This is a genomic window from Halomonas sp. HAL1, from assembly GCF_030544485.1.
GTDB lineage: Bacteria > Pseudomonadota > Gammaproteobacteria > Pseudomonadales > Halomonadaceae > Vreelandella > Vreelandella arctica.
Map to the genome: position 1 here is coordinate 1,558,566 of NZ_CP130610.1, position 17,923 is coordinate 1,576,488.

Genomic DNA, 17,923 nt, shown 5'->3' on the forward strand with positions numbered 1-17,923 from the left:
TCCCTATTGTTCAGGCTGAAGGGTCATACGTATGCGCTGGGGCTCGCTGCCGTCAACGTCAGAGCGTGCTTGAATCACTTCACGGTCAATAAAATACTCAAGGCGCCCGCCGGTGAACGTATCCTCGAGCTGGATCAGCTCGGCTTGGTCAATCAGCTCTACGCGGCGCTCAGCGACGTGATAAATAATCCGTCGCGCCCAGCCTTCAGTGGGGCCATCTTGGCCTTCAACTTGATGACGCAGGTAGGCGCGTTCGCCGGTGGATGTCGCTTTCGATAGTTCGCCAGCCTCGTTGCGTTCGATCTCTACCCGTTCGCCTCGCAACTGCATTTCGCCTTGGCGAATATCTACATCCCCGGTGTAAACGGCGGTGCCCGCCCGCTGGTCCAGATCTAAGCGGTCGGCTTCTACTTCTACAGGGGCTTGTTGTGACGTTTGGGCCATTGCCGATAACGGCATCGTGAGGGCAAAAAGAGTGGTGGAGAAAAGGGCTGTATAAATAATGGCTTTCATGGCGGCTCCTCTTAAGGTTGCGTGGCCGGGGGGTGTGTGCCGCGCACATTATCATTTAGGCGGACCTGGCTGGTGTTAAGCCACGCGTCCATACGTGAAGCGCTCATTTGCTGGGGTGGTTGCTGCAGTAATACCGGTGTTTCACTCCAAGCATGTTGATTAAGGCCATCATAATGCAATAGCTCGGTATCAAGCTGCCAGCCTTCATCCGGGGCGATCAGTCTGGCCGAGCCAGACATCAGCAGGGCCTGTGTAACAGTGTTGAGCGTGCCTACTTCGGCGCTAGCCAGCCACTGACGATTCTCACTATCATACAGTACCGCTTGAGGTTCTTCCGTCCAGGTTTCGCTTCGCTGCGGCGTATGAATAAGCCGCGGCGTTTTTAGCGACTGCATAACGTTGCCGTTATCGCCGAACAGGGTGATTTCAGCATTTTCCAGTACGTGGCCTGGCTCTTGAGCCTGCGCGTCGGGATCGATGCTAATGTCTTGAGGCCCGCGGGGGTCAAGCCATACCAATAAAGCCCCTAAGGCAATCACCAGTCCGGCTAACCAGATGCGTACTTTAAAGCGTTTAACCATTTAATTGCGGCCGTGCAGGTAGGTGTCGAGCACCGCGCTCCAGTGCCCTTGAGCTTCAAGCAGCGTATCGCAGATTTCGCGGACGGCACCGTGGCCACCTAGACGTTCCGTGGTCCAGTCGGCGTGGGTATGCATGTAATCGGGCGCATTAGGGACGGTAATGCCGACGCCGCAACGCTTAATAGCGGCCAAGTCAGGTAGGTCGTCACCACAGTAGGCCACCTGCTCTAACTCTATATCGAGACGCTGGCAAAGCCCGCGCAGGATGGCAAGCTTGTCTTCACAGCCTTGATGGACCAGGTCGATGCCCAGTGATGCGGCGCGCTGGCTCACCATGGGAGAGTCGCGGCCCGTCACCAGCGCTACATGTATACCCACTCGCTTGAGAAGCTTCAGCCCATGACCATCCTGAGTATGAAATGCTTTGATTTCGATACCGTCAGCCTGGAAGTAGAGGCGGCCGTCGGTCAGTACGCCGTCAACATCCAACGCTAATAGGCGCACGCGGCGGAGTCGATCAAGTAGCGCATTAGGTAAGGTCATAGAACCTCCTTATCAATAAATTCGTAAAGCGGGTCGGTAATATTGCTGAATGACGCCGCTGTCTTAAATAACGCCGCTGGCAAGCAGGTCATGCATATGTAGCGCCCCGATAGGACGCTGTTGTTCATCAACCACTGCTAGCGCCGTAATGCGGCTCTCTTCCATGATGCGTACCGCTTCCGCCGCAAGGATATCGGGGCCGATGCACTTGCCCGGCCGGGTCATTACATCGTCAACGATGACATCGCGCAGGTTGTGAAACTGGTCGAGCGTGCGTCGAAGGTCACCGTCAGTGTATACCCCGGCCAGGCGGCCATCGCTATCTACCACGCAGGTAAAGCCTAGCCCTTGACGGGTGATTTCCAATAACGCGTCGCGCAGCGGGCTTCCCAGGGGGACTTGGGGCAGTCGCTCACCGTCGTGCATAAGATCTCTAACGCGCAGCAGCAAGCGTTTGCCTAAGCTGCCACCAGGGTGGGAAAGGGCAAAATCTTCAGCGGTAAAGCCGCGCGCTTCCAGCAGCGCCACAGCCAGAGCGTCGCCCAGGGCGAGCGCCGCCGTGGTGGAGCTGGTGGGGGCCAGGTCGAGCGGGCATGCCTCACGCTCTACGCCGCTGTTCAGGTGCGCATCAGCGTGTTTAGCCAGCGTGGAGTTGGGGCGGCCTGTCATACTGACTAGCGGCGTACCCAGGCGTTTAAGCAGCGGTAAGAGCGCAGTGACTTCGGCGGTTTCACCCGAGTTAGACAGCGCCAATACCACATCGGAACGGGTGATCATGCCTAAATCGCCGTGGCTGGCTTCACCAGGGTGAACGAAAAAAGCTGGTGTGCCTGTGCTGGCAAGTGTGGCCGCCAGCTTACCTGCGATATGCCCCGACTTGCCCATGCCGGTCACCACCACGCGGCCTTGGCAGGCGAGAATTAGCTCGCAGGCACGGTCAAAACTTTCGTCTAGTTTGGCTTGAAGGCCGCCAATGGCTGCCTGCTCAATTTGCAGCGTACGCAATGCACTTTCGCGTAGTAGGCTGGGTGGAGCGAGAGGCTGGCGCATAGCGTTTTCTCTTAATCCTTGAACATATAAAAAGTAGTAACCACCAAGAATAACATCTTGGCACCCTTTATAGGCAGTCGTTGAGATAGTAGTTGGAGACGTTAGCCCGGGTGCGTTTTGACGATAAGGCGGCCTGCTACCGGTTCGCTATCAATAAATGGGTAGGCCAGTAGAAACACTCAAGCGTACCGACGTGTTTTGTAGCGTTATAGTACAATGTTTGATAATGTTTTAGAAACACTGTTTTATAATCGCGATAGCCGCAAGTAGGGTATGATGGCTAACCCAAGTGCGCCTCGTTAAGAGTCAACTGATCCATGATAGATGCTCCATTTATTGAAATTGAAGACCTCCATTTTTCACGTGGCGATCACGAGATTTTTCGCGGCATAAATATGACGATTCCTCGCGGCAAAGTAACCGCGATTATGGGGCCAAGCGGTACTGGTAAAACCACACTGCTTAAGCTAATCGGCGGGCAGTTGACCCCTGAGCGTGGGCGGATAGTGATTGATGGGCAAGATGTTCATCGGCTATCTCGTAAGGCGCTATTTACGTTACGTAAGAGAATGGGAATGCTATTTCAAAGTGGCGCGCTGTTTTCCGATTTAGATGTATTCGAAAACGTTGCCTTTCCGTTACGCGTACATACTGATTTGCCCGATACCATGGTGCGCGACCTAGTGCTACTTAAGCTGCAGGCGGTCGGGCTGCGCGGTGCGCGTCACTTGACGCCCGCAGAACTGTCGGGAGGCATGGCGCGTCGGGTCGCACTGGCTCGCGCCGTGGCGCTGGATCCGGAGTTGATCCTGTATGACGAACCTTTCGTTGGTCAGGATCCCATCTCTATGGGCGTTTTAGTGCAGCTTATCAAGCGCCTTAATCAAGCGCTGCAACTCACCTCTGTGGTGGTATCTCACGATATTAAAGAAACTCTGAGCATTGCAGACTATCTCTATTTAATTGCTGATGGTCAGGTGGTTGCCCATGGTACGCCGCAAACCTTAGATACGAATCAAGATCCCAGGGTTAGCCAGTTTATTCATGGCGAGCCCGATGGCCCAGTGCCGTTTCACTATCCCGCTGAGGCGTTTTATCGCGATATTTTGGGCGAGCCCCCGATGGCAAAGACAGGCTAATGGCTTCAATGCAGGGTAAATACAGGGCAAGGACAAATGCAGTCAAAATTTTCTAACGGTACCGCGCGTATTACCCGATTGGGGCGTCGAGGGTGCGATTTAATGGAAGCATTAGGCCGTGCGGGGGTGTTTCTCTTCCAATCCGCTGTCGGTGTGCCATCCCGTGCGGGTTGGCGCTTATGGTTGCATCAGATGCATTTTGTCGGTGTGCTTTCGCTTGCCATCGTGTTGGTGTCTGGGCTGTTTATCGGCATGGTGCTGGCACTGCAGGGCTATACCATTCTGGTCGATTTCGGCGCTGAACAGGCGCTTGGGCAGATGGTGGCGCTGTCATTGCTGCGTGAGCTTGCGCCTGTGGTGGCCGCGCTGCTGTTTGCTGGCCGTGCGGGCTCGGCATTGACTGCTGAGATTGGCTTGATGAAAGCCACCGAGCAGCTCACCAGTATGGAGATGATCGGTGTTGATCCGCTGCGCCGGGTGGTCGCTCCGCGGCTATGGGCGGGCTTTGTATCGCTACCCATTCTAACCGTAGGTTTTAGTGTGGTGGGTATCTGGGGTGGCTACTTGGTGGGCGTAGAGTGGTTGGGTGTTTTTGAGGGCTCCTACTGGAGCAACATGCAGGCCAATGTGGCTTTTGTCAGTGATATTGGCAATGGCATGATCAAAAGCGCTGTGTTTGCGCTGGTGGTGACCTGGATTGCTGTCTTTCAGGGCTACGACCTGGTGCCGACCTCAGAAGGCATATCTCGTGCTACCACACGCACGGTAGTGTATTCGTCGCTTGCAGTTCTGGGGCTTGATTTTGTGTTGACTGCCGTCATGTTTGGCGGCCTTTAATGGGTGGAGCAGTTTCATGAGACGCAGTAAAACCATGGAGTTCGGTGTTGGCCTGTTTATGATTGCTGGCATTTTGGGACTTGTATTCCTCGGCTTGCGTGTTAGTGGGCTGACACTCTCCGCACCCGCTCAGTCGTTTCAGTTGGAGGCCAATTTTGCCAATATTGGCAGCTTAAAACCTCGCGCCCGGGTCACTATGGCGGGGGTGACGGTGGGGCGCGTTGAATCTATTGAGTTGGATACGCAGTGGTTCGATGCACGGGTGGTGCTAAGCCTGGACAGCGAGCTGGAAGGCCAGCTCTCCAGAGACACGATAGCGTCTATTCTTACTGCTGGCTTATTAGGTGAGCAGTATATCGGCCTTAGCGTAGGCGGTGACCCTGAGGTGTTGGAGGAGGGTGACACGATTCGTGATACCCAGTCGGCGCTGGTGTTGGAAGAACTTATCCAGCAATTTGTGTCCAACATGGCAAGTAATTAATGTTTCAAATAATGAGACACGAACCCAGTGCATTAACGGGTCGGGAGATAATGGTTATGAAAGGAGTAAACGGGATGGTAAGTCGTTGGTTGCTGGTGGGTATGATCATGGTGGGGTTAGTGGTGCCGCTACAGGCCCTAGCACAGAGCCAGTCCCCTGAAGCATTGGTTCGCGATAATGTTGAATCACTAATGGAAGACCTTGAGGGTCGTAAAGATTATTACGCTAATAATCTTGGTGAGCTTGAGGCATTAGTGGATAGAAATCTCGATCAAGTGGCTGATTTTCGCTATATCGGTGCCAGTGTGATGGGTAATTATTTCCGTAACGCCACCCCAGAGCAGCGCAGCCGTTTTGCCGATGTGTTTCGTCAAACATTGATTGATACCTATACCCGTGGACTGGTGACATTTGATTATGACGAGCTGCGAGTGCTGGATGCCCAGCAAGCACAGCGCTATGACGATCAAGCCAGTGTCGCGATGGAAGTGGTGGCGAATAACGGGCAAGTATATCCCGTGAGCTATAGCTTAAGGCTTTCTAATGGCGAGTGGCGGGTGGTCAATGTGATCGTAAATGGCATTAACCTGGGCTTGACGTTCCGCAATCAGTTCGACCAAGCCATGCGTGATAATAATCGCGATTATGATGTTGTCATCGACGGTTGGTCGCCTGAGGTGGGTGTTGAAGAGCTTGAGCAGGGGGGCGATGCGTGACAACCCTTTTTTCACGCCCCGGTGTCACGGTGGATGCTGAAGACGCTACCTTGCAGGTAGTCGGTGATGTGGATGTGACGTTGGCGGCCGATTTGGCCGCCAGCGGCGTTACGTGGCTCAAGCAAGCCGAGTTAACTTCACTAACACTGGATTTTAGCCGCGTTGAAAAAGCCAGCAGTGCTGCCATCAGCGTGCTGTTTGAATGGTTGCGCACGTGCCGGCAGCGTGAAATCCAGGTTCAGGCTATCCGCTTTTCAGCCCCTCTACGCCGACTTGCCTCATTAGCCGAACTGGATGCATTAATTGATCATCCATCAGCGACCTTGGCTGTTTAAAGCTACGCCATCGCCAAGCGCGTTGCTTTTCTTTATTATGTCGACCCAATTACGTTTATTAATATCGACGACCCCAAAGGAGTTTTTTGCGCCATGCAACCCAACGAGGTAAAAGCACTGCTTGAATCCCGTATAGACGGATGTCAGTTCCATATTCAGGGTGAAGGCTGTAATTTTCAGGTGATTGCGGTTGGCGATGCCTTTGAAGGTCTCTCTCCAGTCAAACGTCAGCAGCTCGTCTACGCTGCTCTCAGTGATGAGATCGCCTCTGGCGCGCTCCACGCCATTAGTATCAAAACGTTTACTCCGGCGCAGTGGCAAACTGCACCGGAAAACGTCCAGTAACGGTCGCTCCATGGATAAATTAATCATTACCGGCAATGGTTCGGTAGACGGTGAAGTGTGGGTGAGCGGTGCCAAAAATGCAGCGTTACCCATCTTGTGTGCCAGCCTGTTGGCCGACGGCCCCGTAGTGATTGGTAATTTGCCGCACCTGCAGGATATTACCACCACCTTAGAGCTGCTTGGTCGTATGGGGGTTGAGCCGGTAATGGGTGAGAAGCTGAGTATCCAGTTAGATGGTTCTCAGGTGACCCAATGCCACGCACCTTATGAGCTGGTTAAAAAGATGCGTGCTTCCATCTTGGTGTTAGGGCCACTGCTTGCCCACTTCGGTAAAGCCGATGTGTCGCTGCCCGGTGGCTGCGCGATTGGTTCGCGCCCGGTGGATTTGCACATTCGTGGTTTGGAGGCCATGGGTGCTGAGATTCGCGTTGAAGCGGGCTACATCCGTGCGCGGGTCGATGGCCGCCTGAAAGGCGCGACGATTTACTTTGATACCGTGACAGTAACCGGTACCGAAAACCTATTGATGGCGGCGACGTTGGCCGATGGCAAAACCGTTCTAGAGAACGCTGCCCGCGAGCCAGAAATCGTCGACTTGGCAGAGTGTTTGATCAAGATGGGCGCTAAAATCAGCGGCCAAGGTACTGACACTATTACCATTGAGGGCGTTGAGAAACTTCACGGCTGCGAACACGATGTCATGCCCGACCGTATTGAAACGGGCACGTTTCTGGTAGCCGCTGCCATGACAGGTGGGCGAGTGAAGGTAAAGCGCACCCGGGCGGATATCCTGGATGCGGTCATCGCCAAGTTGGAAGAGGCGGGTGCTGAGATTACCAGCGGTGACGATTGGATTGCTCTGGATATGCACGGCAAACGCCCAAAGGCGGTGAATATTCGCACGGCGCCTTATCCTGCGTTTCCAACCGATATGCAGGCGCAGTTCGTAGCTATGAACGCAGTGGCCGTGGGGCACTCTCGAGTGGTCGAAACGATCTTCGAGAACCGCTTTATGCACGTTCAAGAGCTTAATCGCATGGGCGCCAATATAGTGCTGGAAGGTAATACCGCATTAATAGAAGGGGTCGAGAAGCTTTCCGGCGCGCCTGTCATGGCGACCGATCTACGCGCTTCCGCTTCGCTGGTGATTGCAGCGATGATGGCCGAAGGCGAAACCCTGGTCGATCGTATCTATCACATTGACCGTGGCTACGAGTGCATCGAAGAAAAATTGCAGTTACTAGGCGCGCGCATTCGCCGTATTCCTGGCTAAACTATGCGACCAAACTCGCTTGCTACTAATTCTGCATGCTACTGGCGCTGCATGCTATTAACCACTGGCCTAAACGATGAGTAAGCAACTGATTTTAGCCCTCTCGAAGGGCCGCATTCTGGAAGAAACGCTGCCACTGCTGGCCGATGCGGGCATCACGCCCGTCGAGGATCTGAGCAAAAGCCGTAAGCTGCTGTTTGACACCAACTTGCCAGACGTCAAGCTGGTGATTATCCGCGCAACCGACGTGCCCACCTACGTTCAGTTGGGTGCCGCGGATGTCGGTATCGCTGGGAAAGATGTACTGCTTGAGCACGGCGCTGAAGGGTTATACGAGCCGCTGGATTTGGAGATTGCTCGCTGTAAGTTGATGACGGCGGGCGTTACCGGCCAGTTGCCTGCGCGTGCCCGGCGCCGGGTAGCCACTAAGTTTGTGAATGTGGCCCGTCGCTATTACGCCGAGCAGGGCATTCAAGCCGAAGTGATCAAGCTTTATGGCGCCATGGAGCTTGCGCCCCTGATGAACCTAGCGGACGAAATTGTCGATATCGTTGATACCGGCAATACATTGCGGGCGAATGGTATGGAGCCGCGTGAGCTAATCGCCCATATCAGCACCCGACTAGTAGTGAATAAGGCGGCCATGACCATGAAGCATGAGCGCATTAAGCCGTTACTGGCTCGCCTAGACAGCGCGGTCAAAAAGCGTCAGGCACAGCTTGCTGAATGACATGAGGTGACCCATGAGCGAACAACGTAATGCCACCATTTCACGCCTGTCGACAAGCGATGCAGACTTTAACCATCAGCTTGATGCGCTGTTAGATTGGGAAGGGGTGTCAGACAAAGCAGTTCAGGCGCGCGTAGAAGAAATTCTTGCCAGTGTTAAACAGCGAGGCGACGCCGCAGTAATTGAAGCTACCAACCGCTTTGATCGGCTTTCTGTTAGCTCAATGGACGAATTGCAACTCACACCTGAGCAGTTGAAGCAGGCGTTTGATCACCTGCCTTCTGAACAGCGTGAGGCGCTATCCAGTGCCGCCGAGCGCATTAAGCAGTATCACGAGCGCCAAAAGCCCAGCTCCTGGCAATACGAAGAGGCTGACGGCACGGTGCTGGGGCAGAAAGTCTCACCACTGGATCGCGCCGGTATCTATGTGCCGGGTGGAAAGGCGGCTTACCCCTCTTCGGTGCTGATGAATGCGATTCCTGCCCATGTGGCCGGTGTACGTGAGATCGTCATGGTAGTACCTACGCCGGATGGCGTGCTCAATGAGTTGGTGCTGGCGGCGGCCCATCTGGCCGGGGTCGACTATGTGTTCACGATTGGTGGGGCTCAGGCGGTGGCTGCGCTTGCTTATGGCACAGAAACAGTGCCTCGCGTCGACAAGATAGTGGGCCCAGGCAATATTTATGTAGCCACGGCTAAGCGCGCGGTGTTTGGTCAGGTGGGGATCGATATGATTGCCGGCCCTTCGGAAATCATGGTGGTGTCCGATGGGCTGACTGATCCTGATTGGTTGGCAATGGATCTGTTCTCCCAGGCCGAACACGACGAAGATGCTCAGGCGATCTTGGTGAGCTGGGATAAAGCGCACTTAGCTGCCGTTGAGGCCGCGATTGAGCGCCTACTGCCGACTTTAGAGCGCGAAGAGATTGTGCGTGAATCGCTGCGCCGACGTGGAGCGCTAGTACACTGTCAGGACGCCCAAGAAGCGATTACGCTAATTAACCGGATCGCCCCTGAGCATCTGGAGCTTTCGGTGGCTGAGCCAGGCACTTGGTTGGACGATATTCGTCACGCCGGGGCGATCTTTATGGGACGTTACACTGCCGAAGCGCTGGGAGATTATTGCGCGGGCCCCAATCACGTGCTGCCTACCTCTGGAACGGCACGTTTCTCGTCACCGCTGGGTGTCTATGATTTCCAGAAGCGCTCTTCGATTATTCACTGCTCGGCAGGCGGTGCGTCTGAGCTGGGTAAAATTGCCTCGGTATTGGCGCGGGGCGAGTCATTAACCGCCCACGCCCGCTCAGCTGAGTACCGTATTCGCGATTGATGCCCCCCTAGCACCTTGTCAACGCGCTCAAGCTGTTACCGCTATGAGTCGCGTTGGCCGGGCACCTCTTCATTAATCGGAATAGCGGGAAGCGGGCGTTCGCCTACTTCCAGTGTCATTTCCATACGCTCACCGCTGCGCACAATGGTTAATGGTAGCGACGTGCCGGGCGGTATTGAGGCGATCTCGCTCATCGTGGAGCGAGCATCCAGAATGGGCTCTCCGTCCACGGCGAGTAGTACATCGCCAGGCTCTAGGCCTGCTAGCGCAGCCGGGCCGCCGCTGACGACACCGGCAACAATAACGCCTTGAGGTGTTTGCAGCCCAAAGGAGGCCGCTAGCTCACGTGACAGCGCTTGTGCCTCTATACCCAGCCAGCCACGAATCACACGCCCTTGCGTAACCAGTTCATCTAGGATGCTGTGGGCAAGGTTGGCGGGGATCGCAAACCCAATACCCTGGGAGCCACCTGAACGTGAGAAAATGGCGGTATTAATACCCACCATGGCACCGTCAGGGTTGACCAGCGCGCCGCCAGAATTGCCTGGATTGATCGCAGCATCTGTCTGAATAAAATCTTCATAGGCGTTGAGCCCTAGATGATTACGCCCCGTGGCGCTAATAATGCCCATGGTGACGGTTTGGCCGACCCCAAAAGGGTTACCAATGGCCAGCGCTACGTCGCCCACTGCTACATCGGCAGAATCGGTCAGTTCAATAACCGGCAAGTCGTCCAAATTAATGCGCAGCACGGCTAAATCACTTTCAGGGTCGGTGCCAATCACTTCGGCCAACGTTTCGCGCCCATCACGTAACGCCACCTGAATTTCGTCGGCGCCATTGATAACGTGGTGATTGGTTAATACGTAGCCGTCTTCACTCACAATAACCCCAGAGCCTAGGCTGGAAAGCATCCGCTGGTGAGTCGTCGCATCGTCGCCCTGGCTATCAAAAAATTGCTGGAAGAAGGGGTCCGACATCAGTGGGTGCTGATCGCGTTCCACAATACGTGATGAATAAATGTTAACCACGGCCGGCGCTGCTTGTTCGACTGCTCGTGAATAGCTCACCGGGCCCTTATTGCGGGATAGAGGTGCAGCTTGGTGTATTTCTGGAGCTGGGCGATTAGGGTTGGGTTCCACTGCCGCTGGGACCGTAGAGATCACCGGGGCCGGAGATTGAGGCGCCTGTGGCGGTGAATCACGAAATGGGTTGGGAAGTTGCTCGGGGAGCGCAAACAGAATCACCACAGCGAGCAGTACGCCAGTAACAACAGGCCATAGGTAAGGCAGCACATAGCGTCGCATGTAATAAATTCCTTAACGAGTCAGTCTCACTGTTCGCGATAAAAAGCCGCGAGTTTTACAATGTTTTAATGGTAACACTTTCTTAGCAAGTTCCTCACGGGTGCAGTTAAATCAATAAAAGGACGCAATATGATTCATCGTGACCAATTAGTGGCAGCCTGTGACCATCAGCTGCGCGCTGCTCAGTTTAAAGATTATACGATTAATGGTTTGCAAGTGGCGGGTAGTGAGCACGTTAAACGCGTTATGACGGGAGTGACAGCCTGTCAGGCTTTGCTGGACGAAGCCGTTGCTTGGCAGGCGGATATGGTGTTGGTCCATCATGGCTATTTCTGGAAAAACGAACCCGTTGCGATCACCGGTATGAAGCAGAAGCGGATTAAAACACTGCTTGATAATGATATCAGCCTGCTGGCGTACCACCTACCGTTGGATGCTCACGCCGAAATGGGCAATAACGCCGAATTGGCCAGGCGCCTAGGCTGGAAAGTGGAGGGGTGTATTGATGGCGAGCTAGGAGAAGGGCTTTTATGGTCAGGACGTTTAGCGCAGCCACTTTCTGTACAGGATCTCGCAGCGCAAGTTGCGCACACCCTTCAGCGTGAGCCTTTGGTCATTGAAGCCCCGCAGGTGGGTGATATTGAGCGCATTGCCTGGTGCACCGGTGGGGCGCAAGACATGATTACGGCAGCCTTTGAAGCGGGGGCGCAGGTTTTCGTGTCGGGTGAAATATCAGAGCGAACCACCCACTTGGCGCGCGAAATGGGAATCCATTACATCGCTGCTGGCCATCACGCTACCGAGCGTTATGGAATCCAGGCCATGGGTGAGTGGTTAAGCGATGAGTATGATGTTGAGCATCGCTTTGTGGATATTGATAATCCTGCTTAACACATTAAGCGCCCCGAAAGATCGTTGACGAGAATCGGGGCAGCTTACTGTGGTTTGGTTACTTAATGTTGTCGTTTAGTTACTTAATAGCGAGGTGGTTGAGGCGTTGCCACCTCATTACTTTTCAAGCCAAAATCCTCAGATAGCGTGCCGCCTTTACCGTCGGCATAGTCGCGCGGGGTAGCGGGAGCCGCTGTATCAGCCTGTGCCTGCTGTTCAGAGGTAGAATTGATGCCAGAAAGATCAAGGCTTGGCTGAATCGCCGCATCGCGAATATCCCATTCCTCAGCGTCCTCTTTTAGCTGAAGTTCTAGTTGGTTGGCTTCATCGCGAATATTGCTGAGTCGCTGATAGATCCCGGTCAAATGGCTGCCCACGCTGTTCTTCATTTCAGCGATTTGATGTTCGCGTTCGAGTAGCTTTTGACGCATGGAAGCAGCCTCACGCTGGCTTTTGCTGAAGAGGCGGTAACTGCCCAATCCAACGATTAAACCGACGATAAAACCGATAATGGCAAAGGTTAATGGTGAGCTTGCGTCCACAGTGTTCTCCCTGGCGCCTTGAATATAACCGCAGACTGCATTAGCCAGCAGCTTTTGAATTAAACAGGCTGCCATTATAGGCGTCAGTCTGCCAGTTGGGTCAATCCACTCATGCGCTTAGACGTCTCTACGGGTATAATCGCAGCCTTCTTAGGGTTGCCAGTCATTGTGCTGGCTGCTGCCTTACATGCTGTGGGAGGCGATTGCATGTCATCAACATCTGCGGATAGGGCAATGTCCAAAACACGCCCGGCATCGCCTATTGAGCGCTACCGCGCGGATTTAGAGCGTGAGGATTTTCAATATGATGCGGCGCAGGAATCAGCAGTAAAACATTTGCAGCGGCTTTATGATGAGCTTGTAGCTGCACCTACGACCGTGCCAAAAACCTTGGTTGCCCATAAGGGCTTGAAAGCCAAAATGGCCGGCTTAATGGGTAAAAAATCTTCCTCTGCCGATAAACCGGTCTTGCCTCAGGTAAAAGGGCTCTATTTTTGGGGAGGGGTAGGGCGTGGTAAAACCTATTTAGTGGACACGTTTTACGAATCCCTTCCTTTTCCTGACAAAATGCGTACCCATTTCCATCGCTTTATGCAGCGCGTCCATAATGAGCTGACACACTACAAGGGTGAAAAAAATCCCCTCACGCTGATTGCGGGTAAATTTGCCACTGAGGCGCGTGTGATTTGCTTTGATGAATTTTTCGTCAAAGATATTACCGATGCTATGATACTTGCCAACCTGCTGGAGGCGCTTTTTGAGCGCGGGGTGGTGCTGGTGGCAACCTCAAATATCGTGCCTGATGACCTGTATAAAGAGGGTCTGCAGCGGGCCCGTTTTCTGCCTGCCATTGAGCTTGTCAACCGGCATTGCAGCGTGGTGAACGTCGATTCAGGCGTTGATTATCGTCTGCGCGCACTTGAGCGGGCTGCTATTTTTCACTCACCGCTGGAAGAAGCGGCTGAGCATGAACTTTCGCGTAGCTTTCGTGAAATAGCGGGGCAGGCGGGCGAAGTAGATGCGTCGCTAGAAATTAACCATCGTGTGCTTAAAGCCCGCCGTTTGCATGATGATATTGTTTGGTTTGAATTTCTTGAGTTGTGTGACGGGCCGCGTAGTCAAAATGACTATATTGAGCTGGCCCGTGAGTTTCACACCGTGTTGGTCTCCAATGTAATGCGAATGGATGCAAAAAAAGATGATCAGGCGCGCCGTTTCATCAATATGGTCGATGAATTTTATGACCGTGGCGTAAAGCTGCTGATGTCGGCGGAAGTGCCAATTGAGCAGCTTTACAGCGATGGCAAGCTGACGTTTGAGTTCCAGCGCACGCTTTCCCGGCTACAGGAAATGCAGTCGAAAGAATACTTGGCGTTGGCGCATAAACCCTAGAAGGCAAAGAGTCTATCGGGCAAGTAAAAAAGTCACGATACGGCTTAACTTGTCGCTGTCCTTACTGTAGAATGCCGCCTCGCTACATGTTGCTTGCGTAAGCTGGCAACCAAAAAGAATAGGGATGGTGCTTCGCCGTATAGCGGTGTGAGTCACCCAATACATTTAATCTGGTGATTTTATCCATGAAGACGTTCAGTGCTAAGCCGCAGTCCGTCCAGCGCGACTGGTATGTTGTCGACGCTAAGGACAAAACGCTCGGTCGCCTGGCAACCGAGATTGCTCGTCGCCTACGCGGCAAGCATAAGCCCGAATTTACCCCTCACGTTGATACCGGCGACTACATCGTTGTTATCAACGCAGAGAAAGTCCATGTGACCGGCAACAAGGCGAAGGCTAAAACCTACTACCGCCACACTGGTTACCCGGGCGGTCTGCGCTCTATGACGTTCGACAAAATGCTTGATCATGCGCCCGAGCGCATCATTGAGTCTGCCGTTAAAGGCATGTTGCCGAAAGGTCCTTTGGGTCGCGCCATGTACACTAAGTTAAAAGTGTACGCCGGTGCCGAGCATCCGCATGCTGCCCAACAGCCGCTTGAACTAGACATCTGAGGAAATCTTCGCCATGACACAGCAGTATTACGGTACCGGGCGCCGCAAGACTTCCACCGCTCGCGTGTTTATGAAGCCAGGCTCTGGCAAAATTACTGTCAATAACCAAGACCTAGACCTTTACTTTGGTCGCGTTACTGGTCGTATGGTTGTTCGTCAGCCGCTTGAGTTGACCGAAACGCTAAGCCAGTTTGACATCTTCGTGACTGTCGCTGGCGGCGGTGGCTCATCTCAAGCAGGTGCTATTCGTCACGGCATTACACGTGCCCTGATGAACTACAATGAAGACCTGCGTCCTTCGCTACGTGCCGCTGGTTACGTAACGCGTGATGCTCGTCAAGTTGAACGTAAGAAAGTCGGCCTGCGCAAAGCACGTCGTCGTCCGCAGTTCTCTAAGCGTTAATTCTTTACGCTATGCGGCAAAACGCCCAGGTCATCGACCTGGGCGTTTTTTATTGAAATATCATAAAATTATATTGCTCGTACCACTATGGTCACGGGCGGTTGTTCTTGTGCATAGCGCTTTGTTTTTTTACCATAGAGCGTATTTGATATTCGTCGCCGCAAGACGCCTTTGCGGCGAAGCGGGTAAGCTGATGGGAGAAACCTGAAATGGCAGATAACGGCGTAAACAAAGGCCGACGCCGTTTCCTCGTAGGCGCCACCTCCGTTGTGGGTGCGGTAGGTGCTGTCGGGGTTGCGGTACCCTTTGTGGCTTCTTGGCAGCCTAGTGCCAGGGCAAGAGCGGCGGGTGCTCCTGTTCAAGCGGATATATCGAGGCTTGAACCAGGACAGCGTATGACCGTTGAGTGGCGTGGTCGTCCTATATGGATTATCAATCGTACACCAGAGATGATTGAGCGCACTGAATCGCTGGGTAGTGACCAGTTAGCTGATCCTGATTCGGAAGTGCCACAACAACCTGCGTACATTGATGGTGGGTTGCGGTCGATTCGACCTGAGATTGGGGTGCTGATTGGTATCTGTACACACTTAGGTTGCTCGCCACTTTTTCGCCCTGAGCCTGATGCAGAGGGCGTAGGCGTCGATAATTGGCCGGGTGGTTTCTTCTGTCCTTGCCATGGTTCTCGCTTTGACTTAGCTGGTCGTGTGTTCAGTAACGTTCCTGCGCCGACTAACCTCGAGGTTCCACCCTACCGCTTTGAGAATGACGACATCATTGTCATCGGCGAAGATGAGGAGAGTGCCTAATGGGTAACCCGAATAAAGCCAAAGCGGAAAAGGGCGTCATGCGGTGGGTAGATGATCGGTTTCCTGCGACTCAAATGTGGCAAGAGCATCTATCTAAATATTACGCGCCAAAAAACTTCAACTTCTGGTACTTCTTTGGCTCGTTAGCGCTGCTGGCGCTAGTTAACCAAATCCTAACCGGGGTTTGGCTGACGATGAGCTTTAATCCCTCGGCTGAAGGTGCGTTTGATTCTGTCGAATACATCATGCGCGATGTGGAGTGGGGCTGGTTGATCCGCTATATGCACACCACCGGCGCCTCTGCTTTCTTTCTCGTTGTTTACCTGCATATGTTCCGTGGCCTGTTATACGGTTCTTACAAAGCCCCCCGCGAGTTAGTGTGGGTCTTTGGCATGACGATTTACCTGGTGCTAATGGCGGAAGCCTTTATGGGCTACCTGCTTCCTTGGGGCCAAATGTCCTATTGGGGCGCGCAGGTTATCATTTCGCTATTCTCTGCCATTCCCGCTATTGGCCCTGATTTAGCGCAGTGGGTGCGCGGTGACTTCCTGATCTCAGGGATTACCCTTAACCGTTTCTTTGCGCTGCACGTGGTGGCCCTGCCCATCGTTATTTTGGCGCTTGTAGTGCTGCATATCATTGCCCTGCATGAAGTGGGTTCAAATAACCCCGACGGTATTGATATCAAGCAGAAGAAGGATGAGGCCGGTGTTCCGTTGGACGGAATTCCTTTCCATCCCTACTACACGGTTAAAGACTTGGTAGGTGTCGCGGTATTCCTGTTTGTTTTCTGTGTGGTGGTGTTCTACTTCCCAGAAGGCGGAGGCTACTTCATTGAGCGGCCTAACTTTGATCAGGCTAACCCGCTGCAAACACCTGACCACATTGCGCCCGTTTGGTACATGACGCCGTTTTACGCCATTCTTCGTGCGATTACTTTCTCGGTGTTTGGCTTAGACGCTAAGTTCCTGGGCGTTATCTTTATGGGCGCGGCGATTGCCATATTGTTTGTGCTGCCTTGGTTGGATCGTAGTCCGGTGCGCTCTATGCGTTATAAAGGCTGGATGTCGAAAGTGATGTTGCTGCTGTTTGCCATCAGCTTCGTTATTCTCGGTGTTTTAGGTGTGTTGCCATCAACGACAGGGCGAACCATTCTGGCGCAAACATGCACCGTGATTTATTTCGCCTTCTTTGTCTTGATGCCTGTCTACACCAAGCTTGAGAAGACTAAACCCGTTCCAGAAAGGGTGACTGGCTAATGAAAAAGCATCTATTAGGACTCCTTTTCGCCTTAGTGCCAGTAACCGCGATGGCTGCAGGGGGGGCAAGTGTGCCTCATTCGATGGAGCCTGATCTTCACGATCAAGCCTCGCTGCAAAACGGCATGAAGCTCTACGTTAACTACTGCATGGGTTGCCACTCGCTTCAGTACCAGCGTTTTGCCCGTGCGGCTGACGACTTGGGGATGCCTCAGGATTTGGTGGAAGAGAATCTGATTTTTTCACCTGAGTTGGCCTATAACGATCAAATGCACATTGCTATGGACAGTGGCGATGCAGAGGGTTGGTTTGGTGCGCCGCCGCCTGATCTGTCGCTGAAAACACGTGTGCGAGGAACCGATTGGATCTACTCCTATCTGCTCGGTTTTTATAAAGATCCCAGCCGTCCAACCGGCGTCAACAACACGGTATTCGATTTGGTAGCAATGCCTAACGTGTTGGAGCCTCTGCAGGGCGTGCAAGAGCTGGTGTGCGCTGAAACGGATCATCCGGTAGAAGGGCAAGAGCCGGATGCGCTATCAGGTAAGTATCAGTCTTGTGACGTGCTGCAAGTCACAGAGCCTGGTGAGCTCGAGCCTGCTGAGTTTGAGGAAGCGGTGTATGATCTTACTAACTTCCTGGCTTATGTAGGCGAGCCCTCCAAGCTCCAGGCCCAGGCACTGGCGCCTAAGGTGCTGATCTTTATTTTCATTTTTGGTGTGATTGCTTACCTGCTCAAGCGTGAGTATTGGCGAGATATCCACTAATTAGTAGTAGCTGATCGTCAGTAGGGCGCACGGCGTGAGCTGTGCGCCTTTTTCTTGTCAGCATGA

The 17,923-nt window shown here is 53.4% G+C and carries 22 protein-coding genes; 16 read left to right on the forward strand and 6 right to left on the reverse strand.

Annotation, left to right across the window (positions count from 1 at the left end; translation table 11 throughout):
• Positions 1–3 precede the first annotated feature (3 nt).
• The 4 genes from lptA to Q3Y66_RS07340 form a co-directional block, all read right to left on the reverse strand.
• Entirely contained in the window at positions 4–513 is a 510-nt protein-coding gene (lptA, locus tag Q3Y66_RS07325) for a lipopolysaccharide transport periplasmic protein LptA (RefSeq protein WP_008958652.1), read from the reverse strand.
• An 11-nt stretch (positions 514–524) separates the two neighbouring features.
• Complete coding sequence (lptC, locus tag Q3Y66_RS07330; RefSeq protein WP_008958653.1) at positions 525–1,094, reverse strand: LPS export ABC transporter periplasmic protein LptC; 570 nt, start codon at positions 1,092–1,094, stop codon at positions 525–527.
• Positions 1,095–1,637: an HAD family hydrolase gene (locus tag Q3Y66_RS07335; RefSeq protein WP_008958654.1), complete on the reverse strand. Its 543-nt coding sequence runs from the start codon at positions 1,635–1,637 to the stop codon at positions 1,095–1,097.
• 63 nt (positions 1,638–1,700) lie between these two features.
• Positions 1,701–2,687, reverse strand: coding sequence for a KpsF/GutQ family sugar-phosphate isomerase (locus Q3Y66_RS07340; RefSeq protein ID WP_008958655.1), 987 nt, complete (start codon positions 2,685–2,687; stop codon positions 1,701–1,703).
• Between the two features lie 317 nt (positions 2,688–3,004).
• Here Q3Y66_RS07340 and Q3Y66_RS07345 point away from each other — a divergent pair, with 317 nt between their 5' ends.
• The 9 genes from Q3Y66_RS07345 (at position 3,005) to hisD (ending at position 9,873) form a co-directional block, all read left to right on the forward strand.
• Positions 3,005–3,826, forward strand: coding sequence for an ABC transporter ATP-binding protein (locus Q3Y66_RS07345; RefSeq protein ID WP_008958656.1), 822 nt, complete (start codon positions 3,005–3,007; stop codon positions 3,824–3,826).
• 36 nt (positions 3,827–3,862) lie between these two features.
• A complete protein-coding gene (gene mlaE, locus Q3Y66_RS07350) occupies positions 3,863–4,663 on the forward strand; it encodes a lipid asymmetry maintenance ABC transporter permease subunit MlaE (protein ID WP_035587056.1) in 801 nt (266 codons plus the stop codon).
• Positions 4,664–4,679: 16 nt separating this feature from the next.
• Positions 4,680–5,144 (forward strand): outer membrane lipid asymmetry maintenance protein MlaD, encoded by a 465-nt coding sequence (gene mlaD, locus Q3Y66_RS07355; RefSeq protein WP_008958658.1) that lies wholly within the window; start codon positions 4,680–4,682, stop codon positions 5,142–5,144.
• 74 nt (positions 5,145–5,218) lie between these two features.
• Positions 5,219–5,860, forward strand: a complete 642-nt coding sequence (locus Q3Y66_RS07360; RefSeq protein WP_008958659.1) for a phospholipid-binding protein MlaC — start codon at positions 5,219–5,221, stop codon at positions 5,858–5,860.
• Positions 5,857–6,195 carry a lipid asymmetry maintenance protein MlaB gene (locus Q3Y66_RS07365; RefSeq protein ID WP_008958660.1) on the forward strand — a complete coding sequence of 113 codons (339 nt, stop codon included), beginning with the start codon at positions 5,857–5,859 and terminating at the stop codon, positions 6,193–6,195. The genes Q3Y66_RS07360 and Q3Y66_RS07365 overlap by 4 nt, the downstream gene beginning before the upstream one ends.
• A gap of 93 nt (positions 6,196–6,288) precedes the next feature.
• A complete protein-coding gene (locus Q3Y66_RS07370) occupies positions 6,289–6,540 on the forward strand; it encodes a BolA family protein (RefSeq protein WP_007114696.1) in 252 nt (83 codons plus the stop codon).
• A 10-nt stretch (positions 6,541–6,550) separates the two neighbouring features.
• Positions 6,551–7,813 (forward strand): UDP-N-acetylglucosamine 1-carboxyvinyltransferase, encoded by a 1,263-nt coding sequence (gene murA, locus Q3Y66_RS07375; RefSeq protein WP_008958661.1) that lies wholly within the window; start codon positions 6,551–6,553, stop codon positions 7,811–7,813.
• Between the two features lie 76 nt (positions 7,814–7,889).
• Positions 7,890–8,543: an ATP phosphoribosyltransferase gene (gene hisG / locus Q3Y66_RS07380; protein WP_008958662.1), complete on the forward strand. Its 654-nt coding sequence runs from the start codon at positions 7,890–7,892 to the stop codon at positions 8,541–8,543.
• Between the two features lie 13 nt (positions 8,544–8,556).
• The gene (gene hisD / locus Q3Y66_RS07385) at positions 8,557–9,873 is read left to right on the forward strand and encodes a histidinol dehydrogenase (protein WP_008958663.1); all 1,317 of its coding nucleotides are present in this window, start codon (positions 8,557–8,559) and stop codon (positions 9,871–9,873) included.
• A 41-nt stretch (positions 9,874–9,914) separates the two neighbouring features.
• Here the strand turns inward: hisD and Q3Y66_RS07390 are convergent, their stop codons facing one another.
• The gene (locus Q3Y66_RS07390) at positions 9,915–11,180 is read right to left on the reverse strand and encodes a Do family serine endopeptidase (RefSeq protein ID WP_008958664.1); all 1,266 of its coding nucleotides are present in this window, start codon (positions 11,178–11,180) and stop codon (positions 9,915–9,917) included.
• A 129-nt stretch (positions 11,181–11,309) separates the two neighbouring features.
• Between Q3Y66_RS07390 and Q3Y66_RS07395 the strand changes: the two genes are divergently transcribed.
• Positions 11,310–12,071 (forward strand): Nif3-like dinuclear metal center hexameric protein, encoded by a 762-nt coding sequence (locus tag Q3Y66_RS07395; protein WP_008958665.1) that lies wholly within the window; start codon positions 11,310–11,312, stop codon positions 12,069–12,071.
• 83 nt (positions 12,072–12,154) lie between these two features.
• Here Q3Y66_RS07395 and Q3Y66_RS07400 read toward each other — a convergent pair whose 3' ends face one another.
• Positions 12,155–12,613, reverse strand: a complete 459-nt coding sequence (locus Q3Y66_RS07400) for a DUF1043 family protein (RefSeq protein ID WP_035587068.1) — start codon at positions 12,611–12,613, stop codon at positions 12,155–12,157.
• 207 nt (positions 12,614–12,820) lie between these two features.
• On the opposite strand from Q3Y66_RS07400, the gene zapE reads away from it, so the two are divergent.
• The 6 genes from zapE to Q3Y66_RS07430 all read left to right on the forward strand — a co-directional run bounded on the left by zapE (position 12,821) and on the right by Q3Y66_RS07430 (position 17,857).
• Positions 12,821–14,005 (forward strand): cell division protein ZapE, encoded by a 1,185-nt coding sequence (zapE, locus tag Q3Y66_RS07405; protein ID WP_035587059.1) that lies wholly within the window; start codon positions 12,821–12,823, stop codon positions 14,003–14,005.
• A 185-nt stretch (positions 14,006–14,190) separates the two neighbouring features.
• Positions 14,191–14,619: a 50S ribosomal protein L13 gene (gene rplM / locus Q3Y66_RS07410; protein WP_008958668.1), complete on the forward strand. Its 429-nt coding sequence runs from the start codon at positions 14,191–14,193 to the stop codon at positions 14,617–14,619.
• A gap of 13 nt (positions 14,620–14,632) precedes the next feature.
• The gene (gene rpsI / locus Q3Y66_RS07415; RefSeq protein WP_008958669.1) at positions 14,633–15,022 is read left to right on the forward strand and encodes a 30S ribosomal protein S9; all 390 of its coding nucleotides are present in this window, start codon (positions 14,633–14,635) and stop codon (positions 15,020–15,022) included.
• 209 nt (positions 15,023–15,231) lie between these two features.
• Entirely contained in the window at positions 15,232–15,831 is a 600-nt protein-coding gene (petA, locus tag Q3Y66_RS07420) for a ubiquinol-cytochrome c reductase iron-sulfur subunit (protein ID WP_008958670.1), read from the forward strand.
• Positions 15,831–17,090, forward strand: coding sequence for a cytochrome bc complex cytochrome b subunit (locus Q3Y66_RS07425; protein WP_008958671.1), 1,260 nt, complete (start codon positions 15,831–15,833; stop codon positions 17,088–17,090). The genes petA and Q3Y66_RS07425 overlap by 1 nt, the downstream gene beginning before the upstream one ends.
• Positions 17,090–17,857 carry a cytochrome c1 gene (locus tag Q3Y66_RS07430; RefSeq protein ID WP_008958672.1) on the forward strand — a complete coding sequence of 256 codons (768 nt, stop codon included), beginning with the start codon at positions 17,090–17,092 and terminating at the stop codon, positions 17,855–17,857. Before Q3Y66_RS07425 ends, Q3Y66_RS07430 begins: the two co-directional genes overlap by 1 nt.
• The last annotated feature ends 66 nt before the right edge of the window (positions 17,858–17,923 follow it).

Excerpts from the sequence above, each read along its gene's own strand:
- lptA (WP_008958652.1), bottom strand. The coding sequence starts at position 513 with ATGAAAGCCATTATTTATACAGCCCTTTTCTCCACCACTCTTTTTGCC.
- lptC (WP_008958653.1), bottom strand. The coding sequence starts at position 1,094 with ATGGTTAAACGCTTTAAAGTACGCATCTGGTTAGCCGGACTGGTGATT.
- Q3Y66_RS07335 (WP_008958654.1), bottom strand. The coding sequence starts at position 1,637 with ATGACCTTACCTAATGCGCTACTTGATCGACTCCGCCGCGTGCGCCTA.
- Q3Y66_RS07340 (WP_008958655.1), bottom strand. The coding sequence starts at position 2,687 with ATGCGCCAGCCTCTCGCTCCACCCAGCCTACTACGCGAAAGTGCATTG.
- Q3Y66_RS07345 (WP_008958656.1), top strand. The coding sequence starts at position 3,005 with ATGATAGATGCTCCATTTATTGAAATTGAAGACCTCCATTTTTCACGT.
- mlaE (WP_035587056.1), top strand. The coding sequence starts at position 3,863 with ATGCAGTCAAAATTTTCTAACGGTACCGCGCGTATTACCCGATTGGGG.
- mlaD (WP_008958658.1), top strand. The coding sequence starts at position 4,680 with ATGAGACGCAGTAAAACCATGGAGTTCGGTGTTGGCCTGTTTATGATT.
- Q3Y66_RS07360 (WP_008958659.1), top strand. The coding sequence starts at position 5,219 with ATGGTAAGTCGTTGGTTGCTGGTGGGTATGATCATGGTGGGGTTAGTG.
- Q3Y66_RS07370 (WP_007114696.1), top strand. The coding sequence starts at position 6,289 with ATGCAACCCAACGAGGTAAAAGCACTGCTTGAATCCCGTATAGACGGA.
- murA (WP_008958661.1), top strand. The coding sequence starts at position 6,551 with ATGGATAAATTAATCATTACCGGCAATGGTTCGGTAGACGGTGAAGTG.
- hisG (WP_008958662.1), top strand. The coding sequence starts at position 7,890 with ATGAGTAAGCAACTGATTTTAGCCCTCTCGAAGGGCCGCATTCTGGAA.
- hisD (WP_008958663.1), top strand. The coding sequence starts at position 8,557 with ATGAGCGAACAACGTAATGCCACCATTTCACGCCTGTCGACAAGCGAT.
- Q3Y66_RS07390 (WP_008958664.1), bottom strand. The coding sequence starts at position 11,180 with ATGCGACGCTATGTGCTGCCTTACCTATGGCCTGTTGTTACTGGCGTA.
- Q3Y66_RS07395 (WP_008958665.1), top strand. The coding sequence starts at position 11,310 with ATGATTCATCGTGACCAATTAGTGGCAGCCTGTGACCATCAGCTGCGC.
- zapE (WP_035587059.1), top strand. The coding sequence starts at position 12,821 with ATGTCATCAACATCTGCGGATAGGGCAATGTCCAAAACACGCCCGGCA.
- rplM (WP_008958668.1), top strand. The coding sequence starts at position 14,191 with ATGAAGACGTTCAGTGCTAAGCCGCAGTCCGTCCAGCGCGACTGGTAT.
- rpsI (WP_008958669.1), top strand. The coding sequence starts at position 14,633 with ATGACACAGCAGTATTACGGTACCGGGCGCCGCAAGACTTCCACCGCT.
- petA (WP_008958670.1), top strand. The coding sequence starts at position 15,232 with ATGGCAGATAACGGCGTAAACAAAGGCCGACGCCGTTTCCTCGTAGGC.
- Q3Y66_RS07425 (WP_008958671.1), top strand. The coding sequence starts at position 15,831 with ATGGGTAACCCGAATAAAGCCAAAGCGGAAAAGGGCGTCATGCGGTGG.
- Q3Y66_RS07430 (WP_008958672.1), top strand. The coding sequence starts at position 17,090 with ATGAAAAAGCATCTATTAGGACTCCTTTTCGCCTTAGTGCCAGTAACC.